This is a genomic window from Candidatus Enterococcus myersii (assembly GCF_017316025.1).
Classification (GTDB): Bacteria; Bacillota; Bacilli; order Lactobacillales; family Enterococcaceae; genus Enterococcus_C; species Enterococcus_C montenegrensis.
On record NZ_JAFLVT010000020.1, the window covers coordinates 61,269 to 85,128 of the forward strand.

25 protein-coding genes and 1 other annotated feature are annotated in these 23,860 nt (G+C 37.0%); of the genes, 23 read left to right on the forward strand and 2 right to left on the reverse strand.

Going from position 1 to position 23,860, the window contains the following annotated elements; all coding sequences use genetic code 11:
• Positions 1-128 precede the first annotated feature (128 nt).
• The 18 genes from JZO76_RS13470 to JZO76_RS13555 all read left to right on the forward strand — a co-directional run bounded on the left by JZO76_RS13470 (position 129) and on the right by JZO76_RS13555 (position 18,219).
• On the forward strand, positions 129-404 hold the full coding sequence (locus JZO76_RS13470; protein WP_016172327.1) for an HU family DNA-binding protein: 276 nt from the start codon (positions 129-131) through the stop codon (positions 402-404).
• Positions 405-637: 233 nt separating this feature from the next.
• Positions 638-1,387 (forward strand): C39 family peptidase, encoded by a 750-nt coding sequence (locus tag JZO76_RS13475; RefSeq protein ID WP_206905619.1) that lies wholly within the window; start codon positions 638-640, stop codon positions 1,385-1,387.
• Between the two features lie 87 nt (positions 1,388-1,474).
• Positions 1,475-1,727 (forward strand) — a binding site (T-box leader).
• A 51-nt stretch (positions 1,728-1,778) separates the two neighbouring features.
• A complete protein-coding gene (gene trpE / locus JZO76_RS13480) occupies positions 1,779-3,143 on the forward strand; it encodes an anthranilate synthase component I (RefSeq protein ID WP_206905621.1) in 1,365 nt (454 codons plus the stop codon).
• Positions 3,140-3,700, forward strand: a complete 561-nt coding sequence (locus JZO76_RS13485; protein ID WP_206905624.1) for an anthranilate synthase component II — start codon at positions 3,140-3,142, stop codon at positions 3,698-3,700. Before trpE ends, JZO76_RS13485 begins: the two co-directional genes overlap by 4 nt.
• Complete coding sequence (gene trpD / locus JZO76_RS13490; RefSeq protein WP_206905628.1) at positions 3,697-4,707, forward strand: anthranilate phosphoribosyltransferase; 1,011 nt, start codon at positions 3,697-3,699, stop codon at positions 4,705-4,707. Before JZO76_RS13485 ends, trpD begins: the two co-directional genes overlap by 4 nt.
• Positions 4,707-5,462 carry an indole-3-glycerol phosphate synthase TrpC gene (gene trpC, locus JZO76_RS13495; protein ID WP_206905631.1) on the forward strand — a complete coding sequence of 252 codons (756 nt, stop codon included), beginning with the start codon at positions 4,707-4,709 and terminating at the stop codon, positions 5,460-5,462. Before trpD ends, trpC begins: the two co-directional genes overlap by 1 nt.
• Positions 5,459-6,043 carry a phosphoribosylanthranilate isomerase gene (locus JZO76_RS13500; RefSeq protein ID WP_206905633.1) on the forward strand — a complete coding sequence of 195 codons (585 nt, stop codon included), beginning with the start codon at positions 5,459-5,461 and terminating at the stop codon, positions 6,041-6,043. Before trpC ends, JZO76_RS13500 begins: the two co-directional genes overlap by 4 nt.
• Positions 6,044-6,063: 20 nt before the next feature.
• Positions 6,064-7,251 carry a tryptophan synthase subunit beta gene (gene trpB, locus JZO76_RS13505; protein ID WP_206905635.1) on the forward strand — a complete coding sequence of 396 codons (1,188 nt, stop codon included), beginning with the start codon at positions 6,064-6,066 and terminating at the stop codon, positions 7,249-7,251.
• A 1-nt stretch (position 7,252) separates the two neighbouring features.
• Complete coding sequence (gene trpA / locus JZO76_RS13510) at positions 7,253-8,017, forward strand: tryptophan synthase subunit alpha (protein WP_206905637.1); 765 nt, start codon at positions 7,253-7,255, stop codon at positions 8,015-8,017.
• 428 nt (positions 8,018-8,445) lie between these two features.
• Positions 8,446-10,134, forward strand: a complete 1,689-nt coding sequence (gene ilvD / locus JZO76_RS13515; RefSeq protein WP_206905639.1) for a dihydroxy-acid dehydratase — start codon at positions 8,446-8,448, stop codon at positions 10,132-10,134.
• Between the two features lie 5 nt (positions 10,135-10,139).
• Complete coding sequence (gene ilvB, locus JZO76_RS13520; protein WP_206905642.1) at positions 10,140-11,849, forward strand: biosynthetic-type acetolactate synthase large subunit; 1,710 nt, start codon at positions 10,140-10,142, stop codon at positions 11,847-11,849.
• A gap of 1 nt (position 11,850) precedes the next feature.
• Positions 11,851-12,327: an acetolactate synthase small subunit gene (gene ilvN, locus JZO76_RS13525; protein WP_206905647.1), complete on the forward strand. Its 477-nt coding sequence runs from the start codon at positions 11,851-11,853 to the stop codon at positions 12,325-12,327.
• Positions 12,328-12,378: 51 nt separating this feature from the next.
• The gene (gene ilvC, locus JZO76_RS13530; protein ID WP_206905649.1) at positions 12,379-13,374 is read left to right on the forward strand and encodes a ketol-acid reductoisomerase; all 996 of its coding nucleotides are present in this window, start codon (positions 12,379-12,381) and stop codon (positions 13,372-13,374) included.
• Between the two features lie 17 nt (positions 13,375-13,391).
• Positions 13,392-14,648, forward strand: coding sequence for a threonine ammonia-lyase IlvA (gene ilvA, locus JZO76_RS13535; RefSeq protein WP_206905651.1), 1,257 nt, complete (start codon positions 13,392-13,394; stop codon positions 14,646-14,648).
• Positions 14,649-14,933: 285 nt separating this feature from the next.
• Positions 14,934-15,203, forward strand: coding sequence for a 30S ribosomal protein S14 (rpsN, locus tag JZO76_RS13540; protein ID WP_206905659.1), 270 nt, complete (start codon positions 14,934-14,936; stop codon positions 15,201-15,203).
• 127 nt (positions 15,204-15,330) lie between these two features.
• Positions 15,331-16,380, forward strand: a complete 1,050-nt coding sequence (locus JZO76_RS13545) for a hypothetical protein (protein WP_206905660.1) — start codon at positions 15,331-15,333, stop codon at positions 16,378-16,380.
• A complete protein-coding gene (locus tag JZO76_RS13550; protein ID WP_206905661.1) occupies positions 16,380-17,636 on the forward strand; it encodes a tetratricopeptide repeat protein in 1,257 nt (418 codons plus the stop codon). The genes JZO76_RS13545 and JZO76_RS13550 overlap by 1 nt, the downstream gene beginning before the upstream one ends.
• 19 nt (positions 17,637-17,655) lie before the next feature.
• Positions 17,656-18,219: a ReoY family proteolytic degradation factor gene (locus tag JZO76_RS13555; RefSeq protein WP_206905662.1), complete on the forward strand. Its 564-nt coding sequence runs from the start codon at positions 17,656-17,658 to the stop codon at positions 18,217-18,219.
• Positions 18,220-18,284: 65 nt separating this feature from the next.
• Here JZO76_RS13555 and JZO76_RS13560 read toward each other — a convergent pair whose 3' ends face one another.
• Positions 18,285-19,181, reverse strand: coding sequence for a YitT family protein (locus JZO76_RS13560; protein ID WP_206905663.1), 897 nt, complete (start codon positions 19,179-19,181; stop codon positions 18,285-18,287).
• Positions 19,182-19,333: 152 nt separating this feature from the next.
• On the opposite strand from JZO76_RS13560, the gene JZO76_RS13565 reads away from it, so the two are divergent.
• The 5 genes from JZO76_RS13565 to rpmG all read left to right on the forward strand — a co-directional run bounded on the left by JZO76_RS13565 (position 19,334) and on the right by rpmG (position 22,242).
• Positions 19,334-19,696 (forward strand): nucleotide pyrophosphohydrolase, encoded by a 363-nt coding sequence (locus JZO76_RS13565; RefSeq protein ID WP_206905664.1) that lies wholly within the window; start codon positions 19,334-19,336, stop codon positions 19,694-19,696.
• Positions 19,683-20,900 (forward strand): CCA tRNA nucleotidyltransferase, encoded by a 1,218-nt coding sequence (locus JZO76_RS13570; protein WP_206905665.1) that lies wholly within the window; start codon positions 19,683-19,685, stop codon positions 20,898-20,900. Before JZO76_RS13565 ends, JZO76_RS13570 begins: the two co-directional genes overlap by 14 nt.
• Positions 20,900-21,253, forward strand: coding sequence for a thioesterase family protein (locus JZO76_RS13575; RefSeq protein WP_206905667.1), 354 nt, complete (start codon positions 20,900-20,902; stop codon positions 21,251-21,253). The genes JZO76_RS13570 and JZO76_RS13575 overlap by 1 nt, the downstream gene beginning before the upstream one ends.
• 124 nt (positions 21,254-21,377) lie before the next feature.
• Positions 21,378-21,833 carry a hypothetical protein gene (locus tag JZO76_RS13580; protein WP_206905669.1) on the forward strand — a complete coding sequence of 152 codons (456 nt, stop codon included), beginning with the start codon at positions 21,378-21,380 and terminating at the stop codon, positions 21,831-21,833.
• Between the two features lie 259 nt (positions 21,834-22,092).
• Positions 22,093-22,242 (forward strand): 50S ribosomal protein L33, encoded by a 150-nt coding sequence (gene rpmG / locus JZO76_RS13585; protein WP_016172256.1) that lies wholly within the window; start codon positions 22,093-22,095, stop codon positions 22,240-22,242.
• A gap of 514 nt (positions 22,243-22,756) precedes the next feature.
• Here the strand turns inward: rpmG and JZO76_RS13590 are convergent.
• Positions 22,757-23,776 carry an AI-2E family transporter gene (locus tag JZO76_RS13590; RefSeq protein WP_206905671.1) on the reverse strand — a complete coding sequence of 340 codons (1,020 nt, stop codon included), beginning with the start codon at positions 23,774-23,776 and terminating at the stop codon, positions 22,757-22,759.
• Positions 23,777-23,860 lie beyond the last annotated feature (84 nt).

The following is a 23,860-nucleotide window of genomic DNA, read 5'->3' on the forward strand; positions in this document are numbered from 1 at the left end:
AAGGTTCTTATGATAACGTAGTATCAGAATATTGATACTGATCAATATTTTTCACAGAAAGTTGGACCACTCAAATTTTTGTGAATTGATGTTTACATCAAGACTCTTTTTAGGAGGTGAAATCATCCATGGCAAATAAAGCTGAATTGATCGAAAAAGTTGCACAAGCTACTGACTTAACTAAGAAAGACGCTACTGCAGCTGTAGATGCTGTTTTCTCAACAATCCAAGATGCTTTAGCTAAAGGTGAAAAAGTTCAATTAATCGGTTTTGGTAACTTTGAAGTTCGCTCTCGCGCGGCTCGTAAAGGACGTAACCCACAAACTGGTGATGAAATTGAAATCCCTGCAAGCAAAGTACCTGCTTTCAAACCAGGTAAAGCATTGAAAGATGCTGTGAAATAATTGCAGTGAAAAGACCGCCAGGGCCCTAGGGCTCTGACGGTTTTTTGTTTTGTCAGAAATTGACAGCTAGTAAAAAATTTCAAGATAAGGTGACTTACTAATAAATTTATTGCAACGACCAGTCTTTCTAATTGCTAAATTTAACCCATTTTCTACATTTAAAGCTTTTCTTTAGCTTACTTTAAGCTTTTGTATTTATACTGTAAGTAGAAAAGAAAGGGGCAAAAAAGGCGATGTTAAAAAAGACTTTTATAATATTACTAGTCCTCACGGGAACTATTTTGCTCCAAACAAAGACATTTAAGATAAATGAAAAGGAAAACCAATCCTTTGAAAAAACAGTTAATACACTAAATGAAGAGCAGGGTAAAGTTTCTAACACTTTACTCGATGTGCCGCTTGAAAATCAGTTTGCAGGAGATGTTCCCCTTGAAAATGGTTGTGAAATAACGGCACTTTCGATGTTGCTCCAATTTTATGGTTATAAGACAAATAAAAATGAATTGGCAGAAAAGTTAGCTTATGTGCCAGTTTATGAAGATGAAGAAAATGATATTCACGGTGATCCCCGTAGTGGTTTTGTCGGTAACATTTATGAAGGTTACCTAGCAATGGGGGCTTTTGTAGAGCCAATTGCCAAATTAGCAAAATCAGTTGTGCAAAGTGACTATCGTGTTGTCAGTTCAAGCAATACTGATTTTTATTCTTTGTTGCAACAAGTAATGAATGGTGTACCTGTTTGGATTATAACTACCGTCGATTTTGTTATCCCAACAGAAGGTGATTTTATGCTGTGGCAAACAAATAATGGCAGTGTTTCAGTAACAGCACTATGTCATGCAGTGGTAATTACTGGTGTTAAAGATAGCGATATTTACGTTAACGATCCTTACGGCCAAAAAGAAGTAGTTAATTCGGATGTTTTAAAAAGTATTTATGAAAAAATGGGTTCACAATCACTTTATTTAGCTAAAAAAAGATAAATAAAGTGCTATTTTAAATAAAAACTCAAAAGAATATTCTGAAAATTCTTGACTTATTTTACTTGTTTCTGTATGATTGGCTTTAAATATTAAGCGAACAAAAGAGGAGTAACAAATTTTCAGGCTTTTCAGAGAACTGGCGGCAGGTGCGAGTCAGTAAGTCAAAATTTGTGAATGGACTTTTGCGCTGATAACTTGAACATCAGTAGGGTTATCCGGAAAACTCCCGTTATCTAAAGGAAGGTTGTTGTTTGACGACTGAATAAGAGGTTTATTTAGGTTACTTAAATTGCTTGGAATAAACAAAATGAGGTGGCACCGTGAGCTATTCGCCCTCAAGTCTGCATTAGCAGGCTTGGGGGCTTTTTTGTTTTTTAAATGGAGGGATGGTATGAAAATTATACAAAGGATGAATGGTGACTTTTTAACACCAGTTTCATTATATTTACGCTTAAAATCCAAAGAAAAATTTTTATTGGAAAGTTTGCTTCAAAATCATCAACAGGAGTGCTATTCGATGATTGCACTTGATCCAATCGATAAGTTGTCCTATCAAAATGGAATCTTCCAAACGCAAAATAACTGTTACCCAGTGACAGATCCTTTAAAAGAATTAGAAAAATATGTCGTGAAAAATTGTGATATTTTACCCCAATTGCCCTTTCAAGGAGGGGCAATTGGTTATGTTGGCTATGATATCGCGGCTTGCTATGAAAATATCGGTAGCATACCTCCTGATGAAATGGAATTGCCAGATTTACATCTTTATCTTTTTGAAACATATGTGATCTATGAGCACGTTAAAAAGCAGGTCACTATCATCTGTAGCAACGCCTACAGCAATTGTGATAAAACAACATTGCAAAGGCGTTGTCAGCAGTTAGTAGAAGAAATAAAAGTAATGGCAGAAGATGAAATGACACCTATGAGGGCATTAAAGCTAAAAGCTGAGCCCTCTGTTTGTCAAAAAAAGTTTGAAACAATTGTTAAAAATGCCAAGAAATTAATTGCCGCCGGAGATATGTTTCAAGTTGTTTTATCCCAAAGATTAACAGCTGAATTAACAGTTACGCCATTTGCCTATTATCGTCAGTTAAGAAAATCAAATCCATCGCCATATATGTATTATTTGGATTTTAAAGATTACCAAATTATCGGTGCATCACCAGAAATTTTAGTCAGTGTAAAAGATCAAAAAATAGTAACGAATCCAATTGCAGGTACGAGACCGCGGGGGAAAAGTGAATTAGAAGATAAGCTTTTTGCTAAAGAGTTACTGGCTGATGAAAAAGAACGAGCAGAACACATGATGTTAATTGATTTAGCCCGAAATGATTTGAATAAGGTATCAAAATTAGGATCAGTTGCTGTAACGCAGCTGATGACAATTGAAAAATATCGCTTTGTGATGCACATCTGTTCTGTTGTGGAAGGAAAAATAAAAAAAGAGCTAACGCCTATGGACGCCTTAAAAGCCATATTACCAGTGGGAACAGTTTCTGGTGCGCCAAAGATTCGCACAATGCAGCGAATCTATCAATTTGAAAAAGTGAAAAGAGGTGTCTATGCTGGCGCGGTTGGCTATTACTCCTTGAATAATGAAGCGGATTTTGCAATTGCAATTCGAACAGCAGTTGTCAAAAATCAAATCATTTATTTACAAGCCGGTGCCGGTGTTGTCTACGACTCGAACCCTACAAAAGAATATTTCGAGACACTACATAAAGCTCAAGGGCTTTTGGAGGTGGGATTATGATTTTGTTGGTAGATAATTATGACTCTTTTACTTATAATTTAGCGCAGCTTTTTCCTGGTAGAAAATTAACAATTTTAAGAAATGATGATCCAGATTTGTACGAGGTTGCAAATGTTGCAGAGGCGATTGTATTCTCACCAGGACCAGGTGTCCCCAGTGAAGCTGGTGAGATGGAAAACTTGATTCGAAATTTTTATCAGACAAAGCCAATGCTGGGAATTTGTTTGGGACATCAGGCAATCGGAGAAGTTTTTGGTGGGCAGATCATTCAAGCCCCTGGGGTTTTACACGGGAAAGTTTCCGAGCTTTATCACAAGGGATGTGGTCTTTTTGCAGGATTGCCTGAAAGATTTGAAGTTATGCGCTACCATTCATTACTTTTAAACAGTTTGCCTTTAAAACTTGAGGTTCACGCTTGTAGTGATGGCTTAATTATGGCGATTAAACATCGAGACTATCCAATTTTTGGCTTGCAGTTTCATCCGGAATCTATCGGCAGCCAATATGGGCAAGAATTGATAAAAAACTTTATTACAGTTTTGGAGGAAGTAAAATGAAGCAGCTTTTTGAAAAATTATATCAACAAAAAAATTTAGCTGAAGGTGAGATGAAACAAGTAGCACAAGCCATGTTTAGTGGTCAGCTAAGGGAAAGTCAAATCAGTGCCTTTTTAATTGCGCTAAAACTAAAAGGTGTAACCTCTTATGAGATGGCCGCATTGGCTCAAGTGTTGCAACAAGCAGCGTTAAAAATTGACAATACTCCTGTGACGGCAATGGATAATTGCGGTACAGGAGGTGATAACTTACAGACTTTTAATATTAGTACAACGGCAGCCTTTGTTTTGGCAGCAGGCGGTATTCCCATGGCAAAGCACGGTAACCGTAGTATTTCGAGTCGCTCTGGTAGTGCCGATGTTTTAGAAGCGTTAGGAGTGAAGCTTGCTTTGTCAAAACAAGCGCTAAGTTATTTGTTAAATGAAATTGGTATTGCCTTTCTTTTTGCACCAGCGATGCATAAAAATATGTGTTATGTCAGTAAAATACGGCAAGAATTGGCGACACCGACGATATTAAATTTAATTGGTCCGCTTACAAATCCCGTTACATTACAAACCCAATTAATGGGGACATGTGCGGGTGATTTAATCAAAGAAACTTGTGAAACATTAATGCACTTAGGTCGTAAAAGAGCGATTGTCCTTCATGGTTTTGGCGGGATGGATGAAGCAAATTTAAGCGGGGATACCCAATATGCGCTTTTTGATGGTGAGAATGTAACGCAACACGTTGTTAGTTCAAAAGAATTGGGATTACCAACTTATGAAATAGCAGCAATTTCAGGAGGAGATGCCAAAGAAAATAGCGAAATTCTTTTAAGCGTCTTGCAAAACAAAACTTCCCCCTATCTAGATACAGTAATTTTAAATGCTGCTTTTGGTTTTTATGCTAATGGTAAAGTTTTAAGTCTCACAAAAGGCATTGAATATGCACGAAGTATTATTGCATCAGGAGCCGCTTATGACAAATTGCAACAGTTAATTAAATTACAGGAGGTAGCCTGATGGATTTTTTAGCCAATATTTTAGCACAAAAAGAAATTGAAGTTGCAAAAATGCAGCTAGAACCGATCATCTTACGCCAAGACTTAGTCAGCTTTATAAAAATTGTGAAAGAAAATCCCCAGAGAATGCATGTGATTGGTGAGATTAAGCGAGCATCGCCATCAAAAGGTGATATTAATTTAACAGCTGATATCTTAGTACAAGCAAAAACTTATGAGTCAGCGAAAGTTAGCGCCATTTCTGTTTTAACAGATCCAATTTTTTTTAAAGGTAGTATCACTGATCTAAAAAAAATAGCAAAAAAAGTTCAAGTACCGATTCTTTGTAAAGACTTCATCATTTCCAAAAAACAAATCAATCGTGCTTATAATGCGGGGGCTAGCTTGGTCTTACTAATCGTAGCAGCATTATCACAAGCTAATCTAAAAGAATTATTTGACTATGCTAAATCACTCCAATTAGAAGTACTGGTAGAATGTCACAATGCTGGTGAAATCACACGAGCAAAAGCCCTAGGTGCTGACTTAATTGGTGTCAACAATCGTAATTTAACGACATTTGAAGTTAGTATAGATGTTAGCATTGCTTGTGATATAGCAGATGAAGGTATTTATATTAGCGAATCAGGTTTTAAAACGCAAGCAGATGTCAATTTAATCAAGGATAAATTTCATGGTGTTTTAGTTGGCGAGACATTAATGCGCAGTAGTAATCCTAGTGAGAAAATACAAGAATTGCAGGTGAGCTGTCAATGACGAAGGTGAAAATTTGCGGCATTACCGATAAAGAAACGTTGCTAAAAATATGTCAATTAAAAGTAGACTATGTTGGTTTTGTTTTTGCCAAAAGTCCCCGCCAAATAACGCCAGAAAAAGCAGCCGTAATAAGCGAAGTGGTACCTAAAACAATAAAGAAAGTCGGTGTATTTGTTTCACCAACAATAGCTGAGGTAATACAAATTGCTACTACCGCAAAATTAGATGTTATTCAAATTCACGGCAAAGTGCCGAAAGGTTCATTACCACTACCTGTCATTATTGCCCAAAGCCCTGACAAAAAAGATTTTAATTGTTGTGCTGATTACTTACTTTTGGATGCTCCAGCTGGAAAATATGCCGGTGGTAATGGTGCTATTTTTGATTGGAAAAAAATTGAGATAGCAAAAATCGACAAAACAAACTTATTTATAGCAGGTGGTTTAAACAGTCAGAATGTAACAGCGGCCATTGCATATTTTTCACCATTTGCTGTCGATGTTTCAAGTGGCGTTGAAACTGGAGGAAAAAAAGATTTAGCAAAAATTACTGCATTTATTCAAAAAGTTAAAACTAATTAAAATTTTTTAGGAGGAATTAGATGTATAAAATGCCAAATGAAAAGGGTTTTTATGGTTCTTTCGGGGGACAGTTTGTCCCGGAAACATTGATGTATGCTGTTAAAGAACTGACTAAAACCTATGAAGCATCAAAAAAAGACGAAGCCTTTCAAGCAGAGCTAAGCTATTATTTAAAAGATTATGTTGGACGTAAAACGCCTTTGTTTTTTGCCGAACGTTTAACAAATTATTGTGGCGGTGGCAAAATTTATTTAAAAAGAGAAGATTTAAATCATACGGGTGCTCATAAGATCAATAACGCTTTAGGCCAAGTTTTGCTAGCGAAAAAAATGGGCAAAACTAAAATAGTTGCTGAAACGGGTGCTGGTCAACATGGGGTAGCAACGGCGACAGCAGCAGCGCTATTTGGAATGGAATGCATTATTTTTATGGGAGAAGTAGATGTTAGCCGCCAAGAATTGAATGTTTTTCGGATGGAGCTTTTGGGGGCAAAAGTTTTTAGTGTAACTTCTGGAAGTAAAACCTTAAAAGATGCGGTGAATGAGGCATTACGTTATTGGGTTGCGCAGGTGGAAGATACGCATTACGTGATGGGATCAGTTTTAGGTCCCCATCCGTTTCCTGAAATTGTACGGGACTATCAAAGTGTTATTGGTCAAGAAGCCCGGGAACAATATTTTGCAAAAGAAAAAAAGCTACCAGAAATTGCCCTTGCCTGTGTTGGTGGTGGCAGCAATGCTATGGGGCTGTTTTATCCATTTATAAATGATGAATCGGTAAAATTAATTGGGGTAGAAGCTTCGGGTAAAGGACTTGATACCTCACAGCATGCAGCTTCAATAACTAAAGGGGCAGTTGGTGTTTTACATGGTAGCAAAATGTTCTTATTACAAGATGCGGATGGTCAAGTCGAAGAAGCTTTTTCTATTTCTGCTGGACTAGATTATCCGGGGATTGGACCAGAACATTCTTATCTACATGAAATAAAGAGAGCTGAATATGTAAGTGTAACAGATGAGGAGGCAGTAGCTGCTTTTCACTTGCTTTCCAAGTTAGAAGGGATTATTCCTGCTTTGGAAAGTTCCCATGCTATTGCGTATGCTTTAAAACTTGCTCCAAATTTAGCTAAAGATGAAGGAATGGTAATTTGTTTATCTGGTCGTGGCGATAAAGATGTAGCCCAAATCAAAGAAAGAGAGGGAAAATAAGATGAAATCACTAACATATTTTTTACAAAAGAAAAGAGAAACCGGAAAAACATTATTTGTTCCCTATCTCATGGCCGGTGCTAACGGATTAGAAAATTTAGCCCAAGAAATTCATATGTTAGCCGAGTGTGGTGCAGATGCAATTGAAATTGGTATTCCTTTTTCTGACCCAGTTGCAGATGGTCCAACAATTCAAAAAGCGGGCCTAAAAGCATTACAAAAAAAAGTAACATTGGCAAAAATTATCGCTGCCTTAAAAGAGATACACGCACCAGTGCCTTTAATCATGATGGGCTATACAAATTCTTTTTTTCGTTATGGTCTTGAAAAGTTCGTTGAAGATATCGCGCAAACGGATGTAAAAGGAATGATCATTCCCGATTTACCCTTTGACCATCGTGATTTAGTCAAACCAGTATTGGATGAAAATGATATTGCATTATTACAATTGATTTCTTTGACTAGTTCAAAAAAACGTATCACCGAACTTTTAAGTGTAGCAGAAGGCTTTGTCTATGCTGTAACACTTAACGGCATCACAGGAAGTAAGAATGATTATGAAAAAAAATTAGACGACCACTTGGCCTATATCACAAAGCAAAGCAGTATCCCGGTTTTGGCTGGTTTTGGTATTAGTCAAAAAGAACATGTGACACGTTTTAAAGCCAATTGCGATGGCGTTGTCATTGGCAGTAAAATCGTTTCGACTTTGGAAAATGAAGGAATAGCAGCAACCAGGAAAATGATTTCTCAAATTATGCAATAATGAACCCTAACATTCGTTATGAATGACAAAATATTAGAGTTGAGATAGCATAATTAATAAGTAGTGTTAGAATAATCAGTTTATCGCAAATTTTTTGGGAAAAACAGCAAACAATTTTCTGAACAATAAAGAAAGAAAATAAAAAAAATTCTGAAAATTCATTGACTTTACTTAGTGAACACGATATATTTAACAAAATTAATTGAAAATAAGCCTTTTTAAGAATAGGAGAATCCTGTATGTGCAAATTCGACTTGAATCATGAAATCGTCATTTTAATTATCAAGTCCTGGACTTAGAACACGGAAGATGAGTAAAAATCCGGTTGTTTGAGTCCTATTTGCGCTAGCGAGAGGGATTCTTACTAAAGCATCCCAAAACATTGGGATGCTTTTTTTCTTAAATCGATAAAAATGGGAGCTGATGAAATGAGAAGTGATCAAATAAAAAAAGGAATCGATGCGGCGCCAGCTCGCAGTTTATTGTATGCAACTGGACAAGTTAAAAATATTCAAGATATGAATAAACCTTTTATTGCCATCTGCAATTCTTATATCGATATTGTTCCCGGTCACGTTCATTTAAGAGAGCTTGCTGAAGTAGCTAAAGAAGCGATTCGCGAAGCTGGTGGCATTCCTTTTGAGTTTAATACAATTGGTGTTGATGATGGGATTGCGATGGGACATATTGGGATGCGCTATTCATTGCCTAGTCGTGAACTAATTGCTGATGCAGCTGAAACGGTGATAAACGCGCACTGGTTTGACGGTGTTTTTTATATGCCGAATTGCGACAAGATTACACCGGGAATGATCATGGCTTCAGTTAGAACTGATGTCCCTTCAATTTTTTGTTCTGGCGGTCCCATGAAAGCAGGAATTGATCCCAAAGGACACAAAGCGACGTTATCTTCAATGTTTGAAGCTGTTGGTGCTTACAAGGAAGGTCAGATGTCAGAAGCTGATTTTAATTTTTTAGAACAAAATGCCTGCCCGACTTGTGGTTCTTGTGCTGGAATGTTTACCGCCAATTCTATGAACTGTTTGTTAGAGATTTTAGGATTAGCATTACCAGGTAATGGGACGATTTTAGCCGTTTCCAAAGAACGAAAAGAATTAGTCCGAAAATCGGCTCATCATTTAATGGATCTTGTGAAAAAACAAATAAAGCCTCGTGAAATTGTAACAAAAGAAGCAATCGATGATGCTTTTGCTTTGGATATGGCGATGGGCGGTTCAACCAATACGGTGTTACATACCTTAGCGATCGCCAATGAAGCACAAATTAATTACAATTTGGAAGAAGTTAATGCAATTGCTAAACGTGTTCCTTATTTAGCTAAAATTGCCCCATCCTCTGCTTATTCAATGCATGATATCCACAAAGCAGGTGGTGTTTCTGCCATCATTAATGAATTAGTTCACATTGAAGGAGCGATTCATTCCGATCGGATTACAGTGACGGGTAAAACAATTCGAGAAAATGTGGGCCATGCTACAATTCAAAATGAAGCGGTTATTCATCCAAAAGAAAATCCTTATAGTCCAGTGGGTGGACTATCAATTTTATATGGCAATATCGCACCAGAAGGTAGTGTCATTAAAGTTGGTGGGGTAGATCCTAGTGTTAAAGTCTTCACAGGAAAAGCAATTTGTTTTAATTCTCACGATGAAGCAGTTAATGCGATTGACAATCATATTGTTCAAAAAGGTCATGTGGTCGTAATTCGTTATGAAGGGCCAAAAGGCGGACCAGGAATGCCTGAAATGCTGGCCCCAACATCTAGCATTGTTGGACGTGGTTTAGGCAAAGACGTGGCGTTAATTACAGATGGACGTTTTTCTGGGGCAACAAGAGGAATTGCAGTTGGTCATATTTCCCCTGAAGCTGCTAGTGGTGGGCCCATAGCGCTCATTTGTGATGGTGATGAAATCACAATTGACTTAGTAAAACGAACCATTAACGTAGCTTTATCCCAAGAAGAAATGACTTTTCGTGCAGAAGGGTTACCGCAATTTAAACGTAAAGTCAAAAAGGGTTGGTTAGCCCGCTATTCAGCTTTAGTTACCTCGGCTCATACCGGTGGGATCATGAAATTACCAGAAGAAATGGAGTGATATAAATGGCAAGTACGCAAAAAAATGCAAGCGTCGCAGAACAATTTTCAGGTGCAAAATTATTATTAGACTGTCTAGCAAAACAAGACGTTGAAATTATTTTTGGGTATCCCGGCGGCTCGGTCTTGCCATTATATGACGCGCTTTACCACGAAGATATTCCCAATATTTTAACCAGACACGAACAAGGAGCTGTTCATGCCGCACAAGGATATGCTAAGTCAACCGGAAAACCGGGGGTTGTTGTTGTTACGAGCGGTCCGGGAGCAACAAATGTTGTAACAGGGATTGCTGATGCGATGAGTGATTCAGTCCCCTTAGTTGTTATTACCGGGCAAGTGGTGACGCAAGGAATTGGTAAAGATGCTTTTCAAGAAGCTGATATTTTAGGTATCACGCTACCGATTACAAAAAATAATTATCAAGTCCGTAATATCAATGATTTACCCCAAATTTTAAACGAAGCGTTTCATATTGCCACTACAGGTCGTAAAGGTCCAGTAGTAGTTGATTTGCCTAAAGATATGACAGTTTGTCAAACTGATGCGCAACCAGCAAATGAAGTTCACCTAGAAAGCTATCATCCCAATACGCAGCCTTCTGCACTGCAGATAAATCGGTTGATGGAAAAATTAGCAGAAGCAAAACGACCTGTAGTTTTAGCTGGTGGAGGAGTTGTGGCCGCAAATGCAGCAATGGAACTTACGCGTTTTGTTGAAAAATATCAGATTCCCACAATTTCAAGTTTGCTGGGTTTGGGCGTTCTTAAAAGCGATCATGAATTATTCTTAGGCATGGCAGGTATGCACGGATCTTATGCAGCTAATATGGCGTTAGTGGACTGTGATTTATTGATTAACTTTGGTTGTCGTTTTTCAGACCGTTTGGCAACTTCTCCAAAAGATTTTGCCCAAAACGCAACAGTAGCTCACGTTGATATTGATCCTGCAGAAATTGGGAAAATCATTCCAACTGCGATTCCCATCGTAGCAGACGTAAAAAAAGCTCTTTTGAGTATGTTGAATAAAGAAATTAAAGTCCAAGATACTAGAAAATGGCAATCTTTATGCCTGCAGCGTCATCAAGAAAAACCATTTACTTACGATCGTGATAGCACTACAGAAATTAAACCACAAAAAGTAATTGAACTTGTGGGAAAATTGACGAAAGGTAATGCTTACGTGGTAACTGATGTTGGCCAACATCAAATGTGGGTTGCGCAGTATTATCCTTTCAAATTTGCCAATCAATTGGTTACAAGCGGTGGATTAGGGACTATGGGTTATGGTATTCCCGCTGGTATCGGTGCTAAATTTGGAAATCCCGATAGTCAAATTGTCGTTTTTGTGGGGGATGGCGGTTTCCAAATGACCAATCAAGAGTTCGCTATTTTAAATGAACACCAATTAGATATTAAATTTATTTTGCTAAATAATAATTCTTTGGGAATGGTGCGACAATGGCAGGAAGTTTTCTATGAGAATCGTCGTTCCCAATCAGTTTTTGCAAGCTCACCAGACTTTGTCATGTTAGCAAAAGCTTACGGCATAAATGGCGTCAAAATTGAAAATTCAGCAACGATGGAAGCTGATTTTACTAAGGCATTTAACAAGCCAGGACCAGGCTTAATTGAAGTTGTTATTTCCCCCACCGAACATGTTTTACCGATGATTCCTCCGGGAAAAGCCAATGATCAAATGATAGGGGTGGACTAAAATGAAACGGATGATTACTGCGATGGTCTACAATCACGTTGGCGTTTTAAGTCGGATTAGTAGTGTTTTGTATCGCCGACAAGTGAATATTGAAAGTATTTCCGTTGGAGAAACTGAAGATAAAGAAATTTCTCGCATGACCTTTGTTATTAATGTTGCGACCTTAGCTGAAGTTGAACAAGTCACCAAACAGCTCAATAAACAAATTGCGGTCGTAAAAGTTTCTGATATTACCGATGAGCCACACCTTGAGCGGGAATTGGCACTGGTCAAGGTGAATGCGCCAGCTGCTACGAGAACAGAGATTAAAACAATGATCGAACCCTTTCGAGCAGACATTGTCGACGTGGGTATCAAAACTATTGCCGTTCAAATTGCCGGCTCATCTGAAAAAGTTGATGCGTGTATTGATATTTTAAGACCATACGGAATTAAAGAAATGGCACGTACAGGCATTACTGGCTTTACTAGAGGTTAATCGCAAAAAATTGCTGTTAATATAATTTTGAATATTTGGAGGGACTTTAATATGGTAAAAGTTTATTACGAAAATAGTGTAGAACAAGATGCATTGCAAGACAAAACGATTACAATTGTAGGTTATGGTTCACAAGGACATGCTCATGCGCAAAATCTGCGAGATACAGGACACAACGTTATTATTGGTATTCGTGAAGGCAAATCAGCTGACGCAGCCCGTGAAGACGGTTTTACCGTTAAGTCAGTAGCCCAAGCAACAAAAGAAAGTGACGTTGTAATGATTTTGGCACCAGATGAAATTCAAGGTGAACTTTACGACAATGAAATCGCCCCGAACCTTACTGCTGGTAATGCATTAGCTTTTGCCCATGGATTTAATATCCATTTTGATGTTATCACACCTCTAGCAGATGTTGATGTTTTCTTAGTTGCGCCAAAAGGACCAGGACACTTGGTTCGCCGTACTTTCACAGAAGGATTTGCTGTCCCGGCGTTGTTTGCAGTGTATCAAGACGCTAGTGGCAAAGCACAAGATATTGCGCTATCTTATGCAAAAGGAATCGGAGCCACCCGCGTTGGTGTATTGGAAACAACTTTCAAAGAAGAAACTGAAACAGATCTATTTGGTGAACAGGCTGTTTTATGTGGCGGTCTAACTTCAATGATCGAAGCAGGTTTTGAAACCTTAGTCGAAGCTGGATACCAACCAGAACTTGCCTATTTTGAAGTATGTCATGAAATGAAATTAATCATCGATTTGATTTATGAAGGTGGTTTTTCTAAGATGCGTCATTCTATTTCAAATACAGCTGAATATGGGGACTATGTTTCTGGGCCACGTGTGATCACAGCCGAAACAAAAAAACATATGAAAGAAGTTTTAACTGATATTCAAAACGGTAACTTTGCCAAAGGTTTTATTGATGATAATAAAGCTGGTTTCCCTGAGTTTAAGCAAATGCGAAAAGAAAACGCCGGACATCAAATTGAACAAGTTGGTAATGAACTACGAAAAATGATGCCTTTTGTAACGAAAAAAGATTAGTTTTGGAGGTGAGCACCTTGGATTTGACGACGGATGTACAAATCAAAAGGGCATACAAAGTATTAAAAGAGGCAGTTAGCCATACGCCATTACAATACGATCGCTACTTATCTGAAAAGTATGAGGCAACGATTTTATTAAAGCGGGAAGATTTGCAAAAAGTTCGGTCCTTCAAGTTAAGAGGTGCTTATTATGCCATAAAAAAACTACCCCATGAACAATTAGTTAATGGGGTAGTTTGTGCTAGTGCTGGTAATCATGCCCAAGGAGTTGCTTATACTAGTCACGAAATGAATATTTCTGCTGTTATCTTTATGCCCACAACGACACCGCACCAAAAAATTGCACAGGTAGAATTTTTTGGTGGCAAGAAAGTTTCAATCAGATTAGTTGGTGATACTTTTGATGCTTCAGCAAAAGCGGCAAAAGAATTCGCAGTAAAACACAAAATGGCATTTATTGATCCTTTTAATGATCCAGATATTATTGCTGGACAAGGTACACTAGCGCTTGAAATGATGACCGATGCCCAAAAAGAAGGATTTAAACCTGATTATATTTTAGCTGCCATTGGTGGCGGCGGGTTAATCAGCGGGATTGCCTCTTATGTAAAAAATACGAGTCCAGCAACAAAAATTATTGGAGTTGAGCCAAAAGGAGCACCTTCTATGCAGGCGGCTTTTGATCATGGTGGTCCAGTTTCATTAAATGAAATTGACAAGTTTGTTGACGGCGCTGCGGTTAAAGAAGTGGGGTTATTAACGTATTTTCATGCCAAAGCTTACCTAGACGCGTTAGCAGTGGTAGATGAAGGTTTAGTTTGTTCGACTATTTTAGAATTATATACCAAGCAAGCGATTGTGGCCGAGCCGGCTGGTGCTGTGAGTGTGGCAGCATTAGAAGTTTTAAAAGATGAAATTAAAGGAAAAACCATCATTTGCGTTATCAGTGGTGGGAATAATGATATTAGTCGCATGGCAGAAATTGAGGAACGTTCTCTTGTTTATGAAGGCTTACAGCATTATTTTGTGGTGAATTTTCCACAACGTCCTGGTGCTTTAAAGGAATTTGTGAGTGAAGTTTTAGGTCCAAAGGATGATATTACGCGTTTTGAATATACAAAAAAAATTAATCGGGGGACAGGTCCAGTCGTGTTAGGTGTCCTGCTTAAAGAAACCGCTGATTTAACGGCGTTATTAACGCGCTTGGAGCAATTTGATCCAACATATATTAACTTACAAGCAGCACCTTCGCTTTACTCATTATTAGTTTAATTAAGTTTTAAAAATAAAGGAAATAGCAGGTAATCGTTACATTTAATTAAATAGAAATATATCTATTATTTTATGACTATAAAAAATAGCTTCAGCTAAAACTACTAAAAGCAAATGGTAGAGTAGGGTTAGTTGAAGCTTTTTTTGACATGTAGAATGTATTTGATCCTTCTAAGCTAAGTTATTTGCGGCAAAAGGAAAAACGTGCTATATTAACAAAGCGTAAATATTACGTTTTAAATGCTCAAATAATTGTCTGCTGGCTAAAAAAGAAAGGACAGCAAAATGGCAAAAAAATCAAAAATTGCAAAATCAAAAAAACAAGAAGCGATGATTGCGCGTTATGCGGCGATTCGCTATGAATTAAAACAAGCCCACGATTATGAAGCGTTGGCGAAATTACCCAAAGATTCTAATCCTAACCGCTTGAAAAATCGTGACCGGATTGACGGACGTCCAAGAGGCTATATGCGCAAGTTTGGCATGTCACGGGTGAAATTCAGAGAATTGGCCCATGAAGGAAAAATTCCTGGTGTAAAAAAAGCAAGTTGGTAATTTGATTGGTCGTAGGAAACTTCTCATTAAAAGTGGGAAGTTTTTTTCTTTTTTTTGAAGGAGAAAATGATGGCGAAATCTTTTGGTTCTCTGCCTTTTAATGATAAACTTATACTAGGAGGAGCTTATGGAGAAGAGCTATCAAAAAGACCAATTAACCACACAGATATTTTATGGCGAAACATTAAATAAAAGTATCAATCCTGCTGCTAGCGATAATTTACACGTGATTATTTTAACAAATCAGAAATATTATGATCGTTCTTTTGAAAAAGTCAGTCAGCTTTTCAAAAATGCCTATGACATTGACTGGTATGTTTGTCGCAATCAAACATATTGTAATAATTTAGAAGAACTAATGAATTTACTCCACTTTTTAGAACGATTTCCGTCAAATCGCAAGTATCTATTTTGTGGTTATGGAAATGAAGGTGTTATGCAGTTAACTGGCTTTTTAGCACAGACCACGGTTTTGCCCGGGCATTACTGGTGTCTCCCGGTTTCGGTTCGTTCTTTAGCCAAAGCCTTAATCACAGAACAAGCCGTAATGAAACAAAACAGCCAAGTGTTACTGCAGGTTAAAAATTTGCCACAGGCAGTATATTTTGATCAAACTTTGACAGAAGCACAAACAGAGGGAAAATTAGTTGATCTACTAGTTTTCATACGAATAGGTCTAGTTTGTGACTACGATTTCTTGCAAAATTTATATCAAAATTTTCCTAATCAACAACTAGTATATCGCCGTTCTTTTGCTGCTTTAATAACAGAGTTGATTGATTATTATGCTGAATCAGCTGAAATTGAAACCTTCGGGCAGTTATTTGAAGCGGCTTTTTACCAGACCGAAAATGGGCATTTGCTATCTTCTAATATGAAACGTTTATTTGGAATTTTATTCCATTTATTCTGGAGCGATGCCAATGACAAACTGCACTTTAATTTGAAAAATTTTTTAATTTGGTTTCAACGACTAGGCTATCCTATTTATTTACCAAAACAGATTTCTTTAACCGATTACCAGTTGCAAGTTTTAGCTCAAGCACAAAAAGAGGCACCAATTTTCGTGTTAGCAAAAATTGGCAAAGTTGGTAAGAAAACAAAGGTTACCGTTCAATCATTGCAACAAGCAATTGAAAAATATCAAGCTATCATAAAGGAGATTCGTGAAAGTTAATGGAAAAATCATATAGTGAACAAATGCTAGAAGCCTTAGAAAATGAAGATTTGGTGAGTGCTAATTTAGCATTTAATCAAGCGTTAGCTAAAGATGATGATAGTCAATTACATGAATTGGCACAATATTTGTTACAGATTGGTTTTTTAGAAGAATCGGAACAGACTTTTTTACATCTATTGGAGAAATATCCTAATAATGAAGAATTATATTTAGGCTTAGCTGAAGTGGCCATTGAAAATGATAATAGTGACCAAGCGTTGAATTTTATTGAAAAAGTTCCCAAAAATAGTGATTATTATGTACAAGCACTACTATTAGCTGCGGATCTTTATCAAATGATTGGTATTCCAGAAGTTAGTGAAGCAAAATTGACTGAAGCTGCAAAAATTTTGCCAGACGAACCTTTAATTCAATTTGCTTTAGCGGAGTTATTTTTCACAACCGAGCGTTTTGGTGAGGCTGCGACGATTTACCAAATTTTATTAAATTCCAATATAACAGAAATGGCAGATATCTTATTAGAAGAACGCCTAGGCACGGCGTTAAGCATGGAGGGCCAATTTGAAGAGGCTGTACTTCATTTGCGTCGCGCACTCGAAACGCAAGTAACCGATGATCGCCTTTTTCAAATTGCTTTTGTGTACCGTCAATTAAAAGAAAATGAACAAGTTATTCAATATCTTGAGCAATTACGCAGTTTAAACCCCAAATATCAATCCTTGTATTTGTATTTAGCAGAAGCAATGCAAGATGAAGAGCAGTTAGAAGAAGCCCAAGAAGTAATTGAAGCGGGGATTAAAGAAAATCCTTTTAATGTTGATTTTTATCAATTTGCCTCTGAGAATGTTTACCGACTTCACGATGATAAAAAAGCTGAAGAATATTTGCAAAAAGCATTGGAAACCGGTGATAAATTAGACCAAACACTATTTATGTTGAGTAATCTATACTTAAAACAAGAAGAATACGAAGCGGTTATTACGACGATTGACCAAATGGAAAATCCCGATGACGCCTATGCCCAGTGGAATTTGGCTCAGGCCTATAATCAATTAGAAGACTTTAGCCAAGCAGCGATTCATTACGAAAAAGCTAATATTGAATTGCATCACGAACCAGAATTTATGAAAGAATATGGGATTTTCTTACGAGAAGAAGGTCAGATTCAAGCTGCAAAAGAATTATTGGAACACTATCTGGCTCATGAGCCTGGTGATTTAGAAGTACAGTCGATTTTGGAGGCTTTATCATAAAGAAAAGAAGGTGAGGACGATGTTTATCGACGTCAAAGAAAAGAAAAATTTTCTCAATTGGTTTGTTACCCATGCCTCTTTTAGCCGTCGGGAAGTTTGTTGGATTTTAAATTACTTAGCAAATCATGAAGCAATTTTAAACAATGTTCATTTTGTTGAAAATGCAGATACAACCAGTCGGGGGTTACAGATTCGTGATTTAACAGTCCAAGGTGATCCTATCAAATTGTTTATTTCAGGAAAAGTTTTTGACGACAGCGACCAAATTTTTCATGAAATTCGTTTGAATTGGAAAGATGCGTTATATATTGAATGCCTCTTTGACAATGCGTGGGATAATCCTGGCTATTTGTCGATTTTAGAGGATAATCCTTTCATGAAGTGGAATGAAAACATCGATCCTGATGTAATTGACAGTATTGATCAATTCCTCTTTGAAGAAGAGCAAACGGCACGGATTAAGCAATTGTACCAAGAAATTGATGCAGCGTTAGAAAAAGGTGATGAAGAGACATTTTTACGTTTATCAGAAGCTGTGAACAAAGAGTTAGAGCAATATAAAGGACAAAAAACAGTTGATTAAAATGGCGGTAAAATTTTATTCCTAAGTATTTTAGGATAAGATTTTACCGCCTTTTTTATGAGAGGTTAACTATGATTTTTGACCTTTTTAAAAAAGTTATTTTTGGGGCGTTTGTAAGTGAAGCCTTCACCTGCCACTTCATGGACATTGATAACGGAAATAAAAGCTTGTTCATCAAATTCAGCAATAATGCGTTTTACTTCCATAACTTCTCTGGAAGTAACCACCATGTACAAAATATTTTTATCTGTACCAGAATAGGCGCCCTCGCCTTTTAAAAAGCTCGTACCCCGTCCGGTTATTTCCATTAAGACAGGTGCCATTTGTTTTGTCTCATTGGAAATAACGAGAATGCCTTTGGCTGAATAGCCGCCGTCTAAAATGGTATCTACGATGTTGGCAAAGACATAAGAGAAAATTAACGTATACATCATTCTTTTTAAATCAATATAAGTTAAGGAAGCCAATAAAATTAAAATATCAAAGAAAAATAAAGAGCGACCGACTGAAATCCCCTGTTTTTTTTCTAAAATGCGGGCGATAACATCACTACCACCGGTGGTACCACCGACACGGTAAACGATCCCGCTACCAAAACCGGCGATAATACCGGCTAGTAAAGCTGAAATAAGCAAATCATGTTCCAAGTTAATCGCCAAAGGAACTTTCTGCCAAATAAAAAGCCATACAGACAAGCTGGTGGTGCCAAAAATAGTGTAGTAAAAAGAACGTTTTCCTAAGATTTTACCGCCTAAAATAATAATTGGGATATTTAAAACAAAGGTACTATAGGCTGGGTTAATGCCAAATAATGCCCGTAAAATCAAGGTAATCCCAGTTACGCCCCCTTCAGCGAGGCTGTTTGGGATGTTGATATAAATTAAACCAAATGCATAAATACAGGTGCCAATCAGAATTAAAATTAGATCTTTTAATAAAGGAGTATATTTGTTTGTATTCATGGTCTCACCTTCTTTTTTTATCAATTAGAAACTAAGGAAGATAACGCCTGTTTTCTGCCTTCTCAAATGTAGCACGAAAAAATGACACTGACAATTGGCGCATACTTTGAATTGCATAATTATTTTGATAAGATAATGACAGGAGTGATCACATGAGTAAAAAAACATTGCAACAGATGCAACATGAAGTAGATGATTATATCGACCAATTTAAAGTAGGATATTTTTCTCCGCTAGCGCAACTTGCGCGTATGACAGAAGAAGTGGGGGAATTAGCAAGAGAGGTAAACCATTACTACGGTGAAAAACAAAAAAAGGCAGAAGAAGCCCCAAATACAGTTGCTGAAGAACTAGGGGATGTATTTTTTGTCTTATTATTAATGGCGAATTCTTTAGAAATTGATTTAACAGAAGTTTTTGATCAAAATATGGCGAAATTTAATCAGCGGGATTATTACCGCTTTGAAAGAAAAGACGGCAAGCGTGCCCCGGAGGATGAAAATGCGATTAGCTAAATTACCTGAAGAATTCCAACGTGCTTTACCGGTAACCAATCAAATTGAGGCAGCTGGTTTTGAAGCTTACTTTGTAGGCGGTAGTGTGAGAGATATTTTGTTGGGACATAAAATTCATGATGTTGACATCGCTACTAGTGCATTTCCGGCAGAGATTAAAGAGATCTTCCCCCGCACAATTGATATCGGCATCGAGCATGGCACGGTTTTAGTTTTGCAGCAAGAGGAACAATATGAAGTGACCACTTTTCGGACAGAGTCGACGTATCAGGATTTTAGACGTCCTGATCAAGTGGAGTTCGTCCGGTCTTTAACAGAGGATTTAAAACGTCGGGATTTCACGATTAATGCCTTTGCGTTAAAAGATGATGGCGAAATCATTGATTTATTTGATGGTTTAATGGATTTAGAAGAACACGTCTTAAAGGCAGTAGGAGATCCTCATGAACGCTTTCATGAAGATGCGCTGCGCATGATGAGAGGCTTACGTTTTGTCAGCCAACTAGGTTTTGCTTTTGAGGTTGAAACTTTTGATGCAATTTTGGAAAACCATGCACTACTCGACAAGATTTCAGTTGAACGCATTTATGTTGAGTTTAGTAAACTTTTGTTAGGTGAATTTCGCAATCAAGCAATTTCATTTCTCGTGGAAACAGAATGTTATTTGTATTGTCCAGGGTTGCGGCATTACGGTGAGGCTTTATTGCGCTTTGCCGACATGAAACCTTTGACTTTCTCCTCAAAAGAACAAGCGTGGACAGTGCTCATTGAGCAAATGGGGATGGGGCAAACATTAATTCGTCCATTTTTAAAACAATGGAAGGCGTCAAATGAGTTAATTCAAAATGTCCAAGCACTTCATTGGGGATTGAAAATACGGCAGGAAAAACCATTAACAAATTGGGAAATTTATCAATTAGGTTTAGAAAATAGTTTGACAGTAGAAGCTTTGGCACCATTTTACAACTTGACTGCTGATTTAAAAAAAATAGAAATGCAATATGAAAAATTGCCGATTAAACAATTACGGGACTTAGCAGTTAACGGTAACGACTTATTACAAACTTTTGATCGAAAGCCTGGTAAATGGTTAAAAGAAATCTTAAGTCAATTGGAATATCAAGTAGTAACACAAGTCTTGGAAAATGATGCTAAAATTTTGTTAAAAACAGCACAAGAAATACTACAAGCAGGTGAGAAGTAATGAGACAAAAACAATTCACAGTCACCAAAGATTTAACAGCAGAAAAAATGGGTTCAGGTGGCTTGGCGGTGTTAGCTACGCCAGCTGTTGTACAAATGGTAGAAAATACTTGTTTTGAATACTTGCAAGAAAAACTAGACAGCACTAAGACAACGGTTGGTGTAAAGTTTGAGCTGGTGCATCTAAAGCCTTCTAAAATTGGTGCAACAATAACAGTTGAAGTGGATATTGAATTAAGTCAGTCAGGCAAAACGCTCTTTTTGTTTCAGTGTTATGAAGGAAATGTTGTGATTGCAAAAGGGAAACATCAACGCGTCGAAGTGAAAACCGCTGACTTTTTGAATCAGCTGTAAGCATTTTCTTATCCTGCATTTTAAAGTTGTGCTAAACTAATGAGTGGAGTGAAACAAATTGTTAAAGTCACAATTGTTGTGTTATCAATCACAAAGGTTGTTGACAATCTGAGGAGGAAGTCAAATGGCTAGAGAAATGACAGCTTTGAAATTTTATTTCCGTAATGGAGAAACTTGGACGATTAACCGTCGCTTTATTGGCGATTTGTGGATTAAACAAATTACCACAAGTTTTGGTCGAATTAATGGCAGTGAATTTGTTGAAATTCATCCATGTGCGGGCTTTAAAATTGAAATTTATCCAGAAGGTGATCATGTTGCAACCCATGATATTAACCTGGGTGGTTTAGAATTGGGGATGTTTGCCCGTGCTTTGAAATATCAAGATATCGAACGGATGGAAATTTTATTTAAAGCCGGCAAACCAGATATGGTCTACTTCCCATATAAAGACAAAGATACAGAAGGTTTGGATAATGTTTACCAAACAACTAAAGTAAGTGAAGAAACAAAGAGCCTTTATATCGTAATTAACCCAGAACAAACAGTAGATGATGTCTACGGTGAATTTTTCGAATAAAAAAAGAATACAAGGTCTCCCACAAAAATTTTAATTTTGTGGGAGACTTTTATCATAACCGTCTGTATTTTTCAATCGTAAGATCTCCATATTGAAAAATACAAGTGATTCTATTGTCATCATCTACCACTCTTTATCGTCAAGTAAAACTACTTAACAAAAATCACTTAAAAGACTAGCATTCAGAGAAAAAACATGCTATCATATTCAAGTCTGAGAGAAATCTTAGAGTACGAATGAGGATATGGGAGGGAAAAACATGCGCGTAAACATCACATTAGAATGCACTTCTTGCAAAGAACGCAACTATTTGACAAGCAAAAACAAACGTAACAACCCTGACCGCTTGGAAAAAAATAAATATTGCCCACGCGAAAGAAAAGTTACTTTACACCGCGAAACTAAATAATCGTTTCAGAAACCCTTTAAGACCAGTGTTTTAGAGGGTTTCTTTTTTTAGCGGAAATCAAAGCTATTGCTTATGATTTTTCTTGTTTATTTTTTCTTTCAACCATTTACCTTCCATAACACTTCCCCAAGCAGCAAAACCAATTATTGCAAAAGTGCCTACTATAACAATGATATCACGCATAGGCTTGTCAGCTCCTTTTTCATATTATATCTTAGTCAAAAGCCAATCGTTTTAATAAAAGACTTTCTTTAGACTAAATATTAGTGAAAGACTTGTATTAACCAACTTAATTTTTTTAAGACCAACAGTTAAGTAACAGTTGAAATCTACTCTTAGTTATTTTTTCTTCCGATTTTTGTTAAAATCTATCAGATTTCATAAAAGTACAGGTTAGAAAAGGGCTGAAGGTGTGTTGTTGAAAAATAATGCACCAAAGTGTTTTCTAACGTGTTAAAAGTTGTACTATTGCGCTATAAGAGGGGAAATGTTTCTTAGAGTTTAATTATTTTACTCAAGTTTCTGAATGCGGAATTTTTTTGACTTTCATAACATCTAAGAAGAAAGTAAAAATTGGGATGCCAACAATTAAGCCCCAAATTCCAAAAAGGCGCTCTGCCACTAAGAGAATCACAAAGGTGTAAAAGATGGGTAATTCTGTACGGCTTGACATGAATTTGGGATTTAAGACATAGGCTTCTAGAATATGGATGCCAAGAATCATGAATAAGATAAAAATTAAGTCCCACATTCCCCCTTGTGAATAGGCAATAAATGACAGCGGAATACTTGAAATAATGGCTCCAGCAACAGGGATGAGACTAAATAAGAAGACCATTAAGCCCAAACTTGGTAGTTGATGAAATCCCATAATGGCTAAGCCGATAACCGTAATGACGGTGTTTACGATAGCAATAAAAAATTGTGCTTCTAAAACGACGCCAAAAGTGTTAATAAATTTTTGGGCAAAGTAAAATATATCTTGAAAAAACCAGCCAAAATCACTAGTAAAAAATAATTTTGAGAAATCTTTTACTTTCTTTAATTCAACGGTAAAAAAGAAGCTCAGTAAAAAAGATAAAGCTAGCGAAACAGCGAGTTTGCCAAAATCGTGGAGGTACCCAATGATAAAGCTGGCGCCGCCTTTTAATTGGTCAAGAAACTCACTCCGTTGGACGTATTGTAAAATCCAGTCGAGGACTTGATTGGAATTAGTCGGTTGGTTGTCGTAGAAGTCTATGACCGTATCGACCATGTGCCAAGTTTGGTGAAATAAGATTGGGATATAGTTGGTTAAGGCAATATACAAAAGTAATAGTGTTCCACCATATAAGGCAACCACGATAAAAATGGGTTTAATTTTGATCAAGCGTTGGACCAATTGTACAAAATGAATAGCCAAATAGGTGAAAATAAAGGTTAATAAGATTGGTGTCATAAGACTACGGGCAAAATAAAGTAAAAAAATGATGCTCAACAACACAACATAGCGTCTTAATTTAAGATTGGCAACAAAATTATGATAAAGTTTCAATTAGACACACCTCGTTTTTATAAATGTTTTCTTTAGTATAGTCGTTTTTGATGAGCAAACCTATTAAATTCAGTTCAACGAACA

Excerpts from the sequence above, each read along its gene's own strand:
- JZO76_RS13470 (WP_016172327.1), top strand. The coding sequence starts at position 129 with ATGGCAAATAAAGCTGAATTGATCGAAAAAGTTGCACAAGCTACTGAC.
- JZO76_RS13475 (WP_206905619.1), top strand. The coding sequence starts at position 638 with ATGTTAAAAAAGACTTTTATAATATTACTAGTCCTCACGGGAACTATT.
- trpE (WP_206905621.1), top strand. The coding sequence starts at position 1,779 with ATGAAAATTATACAAAGGATGAATGGTGACTTTTTAACACCAGTTTCA.
- JZO76_RS13485 (WP_206905624.1), top strand. The coding sequence starts at position 3,140 with ATGATTTTGTTGGTAGATAATTATGACTCTTTTACTTATAATTTAGCG.
- trpD (WP_206905628.1), top strand. The coding sequence starts at position 3,697 with ATGAAGCAGCTTTTTGAAAAATTATATCAACAAAAAAATTTAGCTGAA.
- trpC (WP_206905631.1), top strand. The coding sequence starts at position 4,707 with ATGGATTTTTTAGCCAATATTTTAGCACAAAAAGAAATTGAAGTTGCA.
- JZO76_RS13500 (WP_206905633.1), top strand. The coding sequence starts at position 5,459 with ATGACGAAGGTGAAAATTTGCGGCATTACCGATAAAGAAACGTTGCTA.
- trpB (WP_206905635.1), top strand. The coding sequence starts at position 6,064 with ATGTATAAAATGCCAAATGAAAAGGGTTTTTATGGTTCTTTCGGGGGA.
- trpA (WP_206905637.1), top strand. The coding sequence starts at position 7,253 with ATGAAATCACTAACATATTTTTTACAAAAGAAAAGAGAAACCGGAAAA.
- ilvD (WP_206905639.1), top strand. The coding sequence starts at position 8,446 with ATGAGAAGTGATCAAATAAAAAAAGGAATCGATGCGGCGCCAGCTCGC.
- ilvB (WP_206905642.1), top strand. The coding sequence starts at position 10,140 with ATGGCAAGTACGCAAAAAAATGCAAGCGTCGCAGAACAATTTTCAGGT.
- ilvN (WP_206905647.1), top strand. The coding sequence starts at position 11,851 with ATGAAACGGATGATTACTGCGATGGTCTACAATCACGTTGGCGTTTTA.
- ilvC (WP_206905649.1), top strand. The coding sequence starts at position 12,379 with ATGGTAAAAGTTTATTACGAAAATAGTGTAGAACAAGATGCATTGCAA.
- rpsN (WP_206905659.1), top strand. The coding sequence starts at position 14,934 with ATGGCAAAAAAATCAAAAATTGCAAAATCAAAAAAACAAGAAGCGATG.
- JZO76_RS13545 (WP_206905660.1), top strand. The coding sequence starts at position 15,331 with ATGGAGAAGAGCTATCAAAAAGACCAATTAACCACACAGATATTTTAT.
- JZO76_RS13550 (WP_206905661.1), top strand. The coding sequence starts at position 16,380 with ATGGAAAAATCATATAGTGAACAAATGCTAGAAGCCTTAGAAAATGAA.
- JZO76_RS13555 (WP_206905662.1), top strand. The coding sequence starts at position 17,656 with ATGTTTATCGACGTCAAAGAAAAGAAAAATTTTCTCAATTGGTTTGTT.
- JZO76_RS13560 (WP_206905663.1), bottom strand. The coding sequence starts at position 19,181 with ATGAATACAAACAAATATACTCCTTTATTAAAAGATCTAATTTTAATT.
- JZO76_RS13565 (WP_206905664.1), top strand. The coding sequence starts at position 19,334 with ATGAGTAAAAAAACATTGCAACAGATGCAACATGAAGTAGATGATTAT.
- JZO76_RS13570 (WP_206905665.1), top strand. The coding sequence starts at position 19,683 with ATGCGATTAGCTAAATTACCTGAAGAATTCCAACGTGCTTTACCGGTA.
- JZO76_RS13575 (WP_206905667.1), top strand. The coding sequence starts at position 20,900 with ATGAGACAAAAACAATTCACAGTCACCAAAGATTTAACAGCAGAAAAA.
- JZO76_RS13580 (WP_206905669.1), top strand. The coding sequence starts at position 21,378 with ATGGCTAGAGAAATGACAGCTTTGAAATTTTATTTCCGTAATGGAGAA.
- rpmG (WP_016172256.1), top strand. The coding sequence starts at position 22,093 with ATGCGCGTAAACATCACATTAGAATGCACTTCTTGCAAAGAACGCAAC.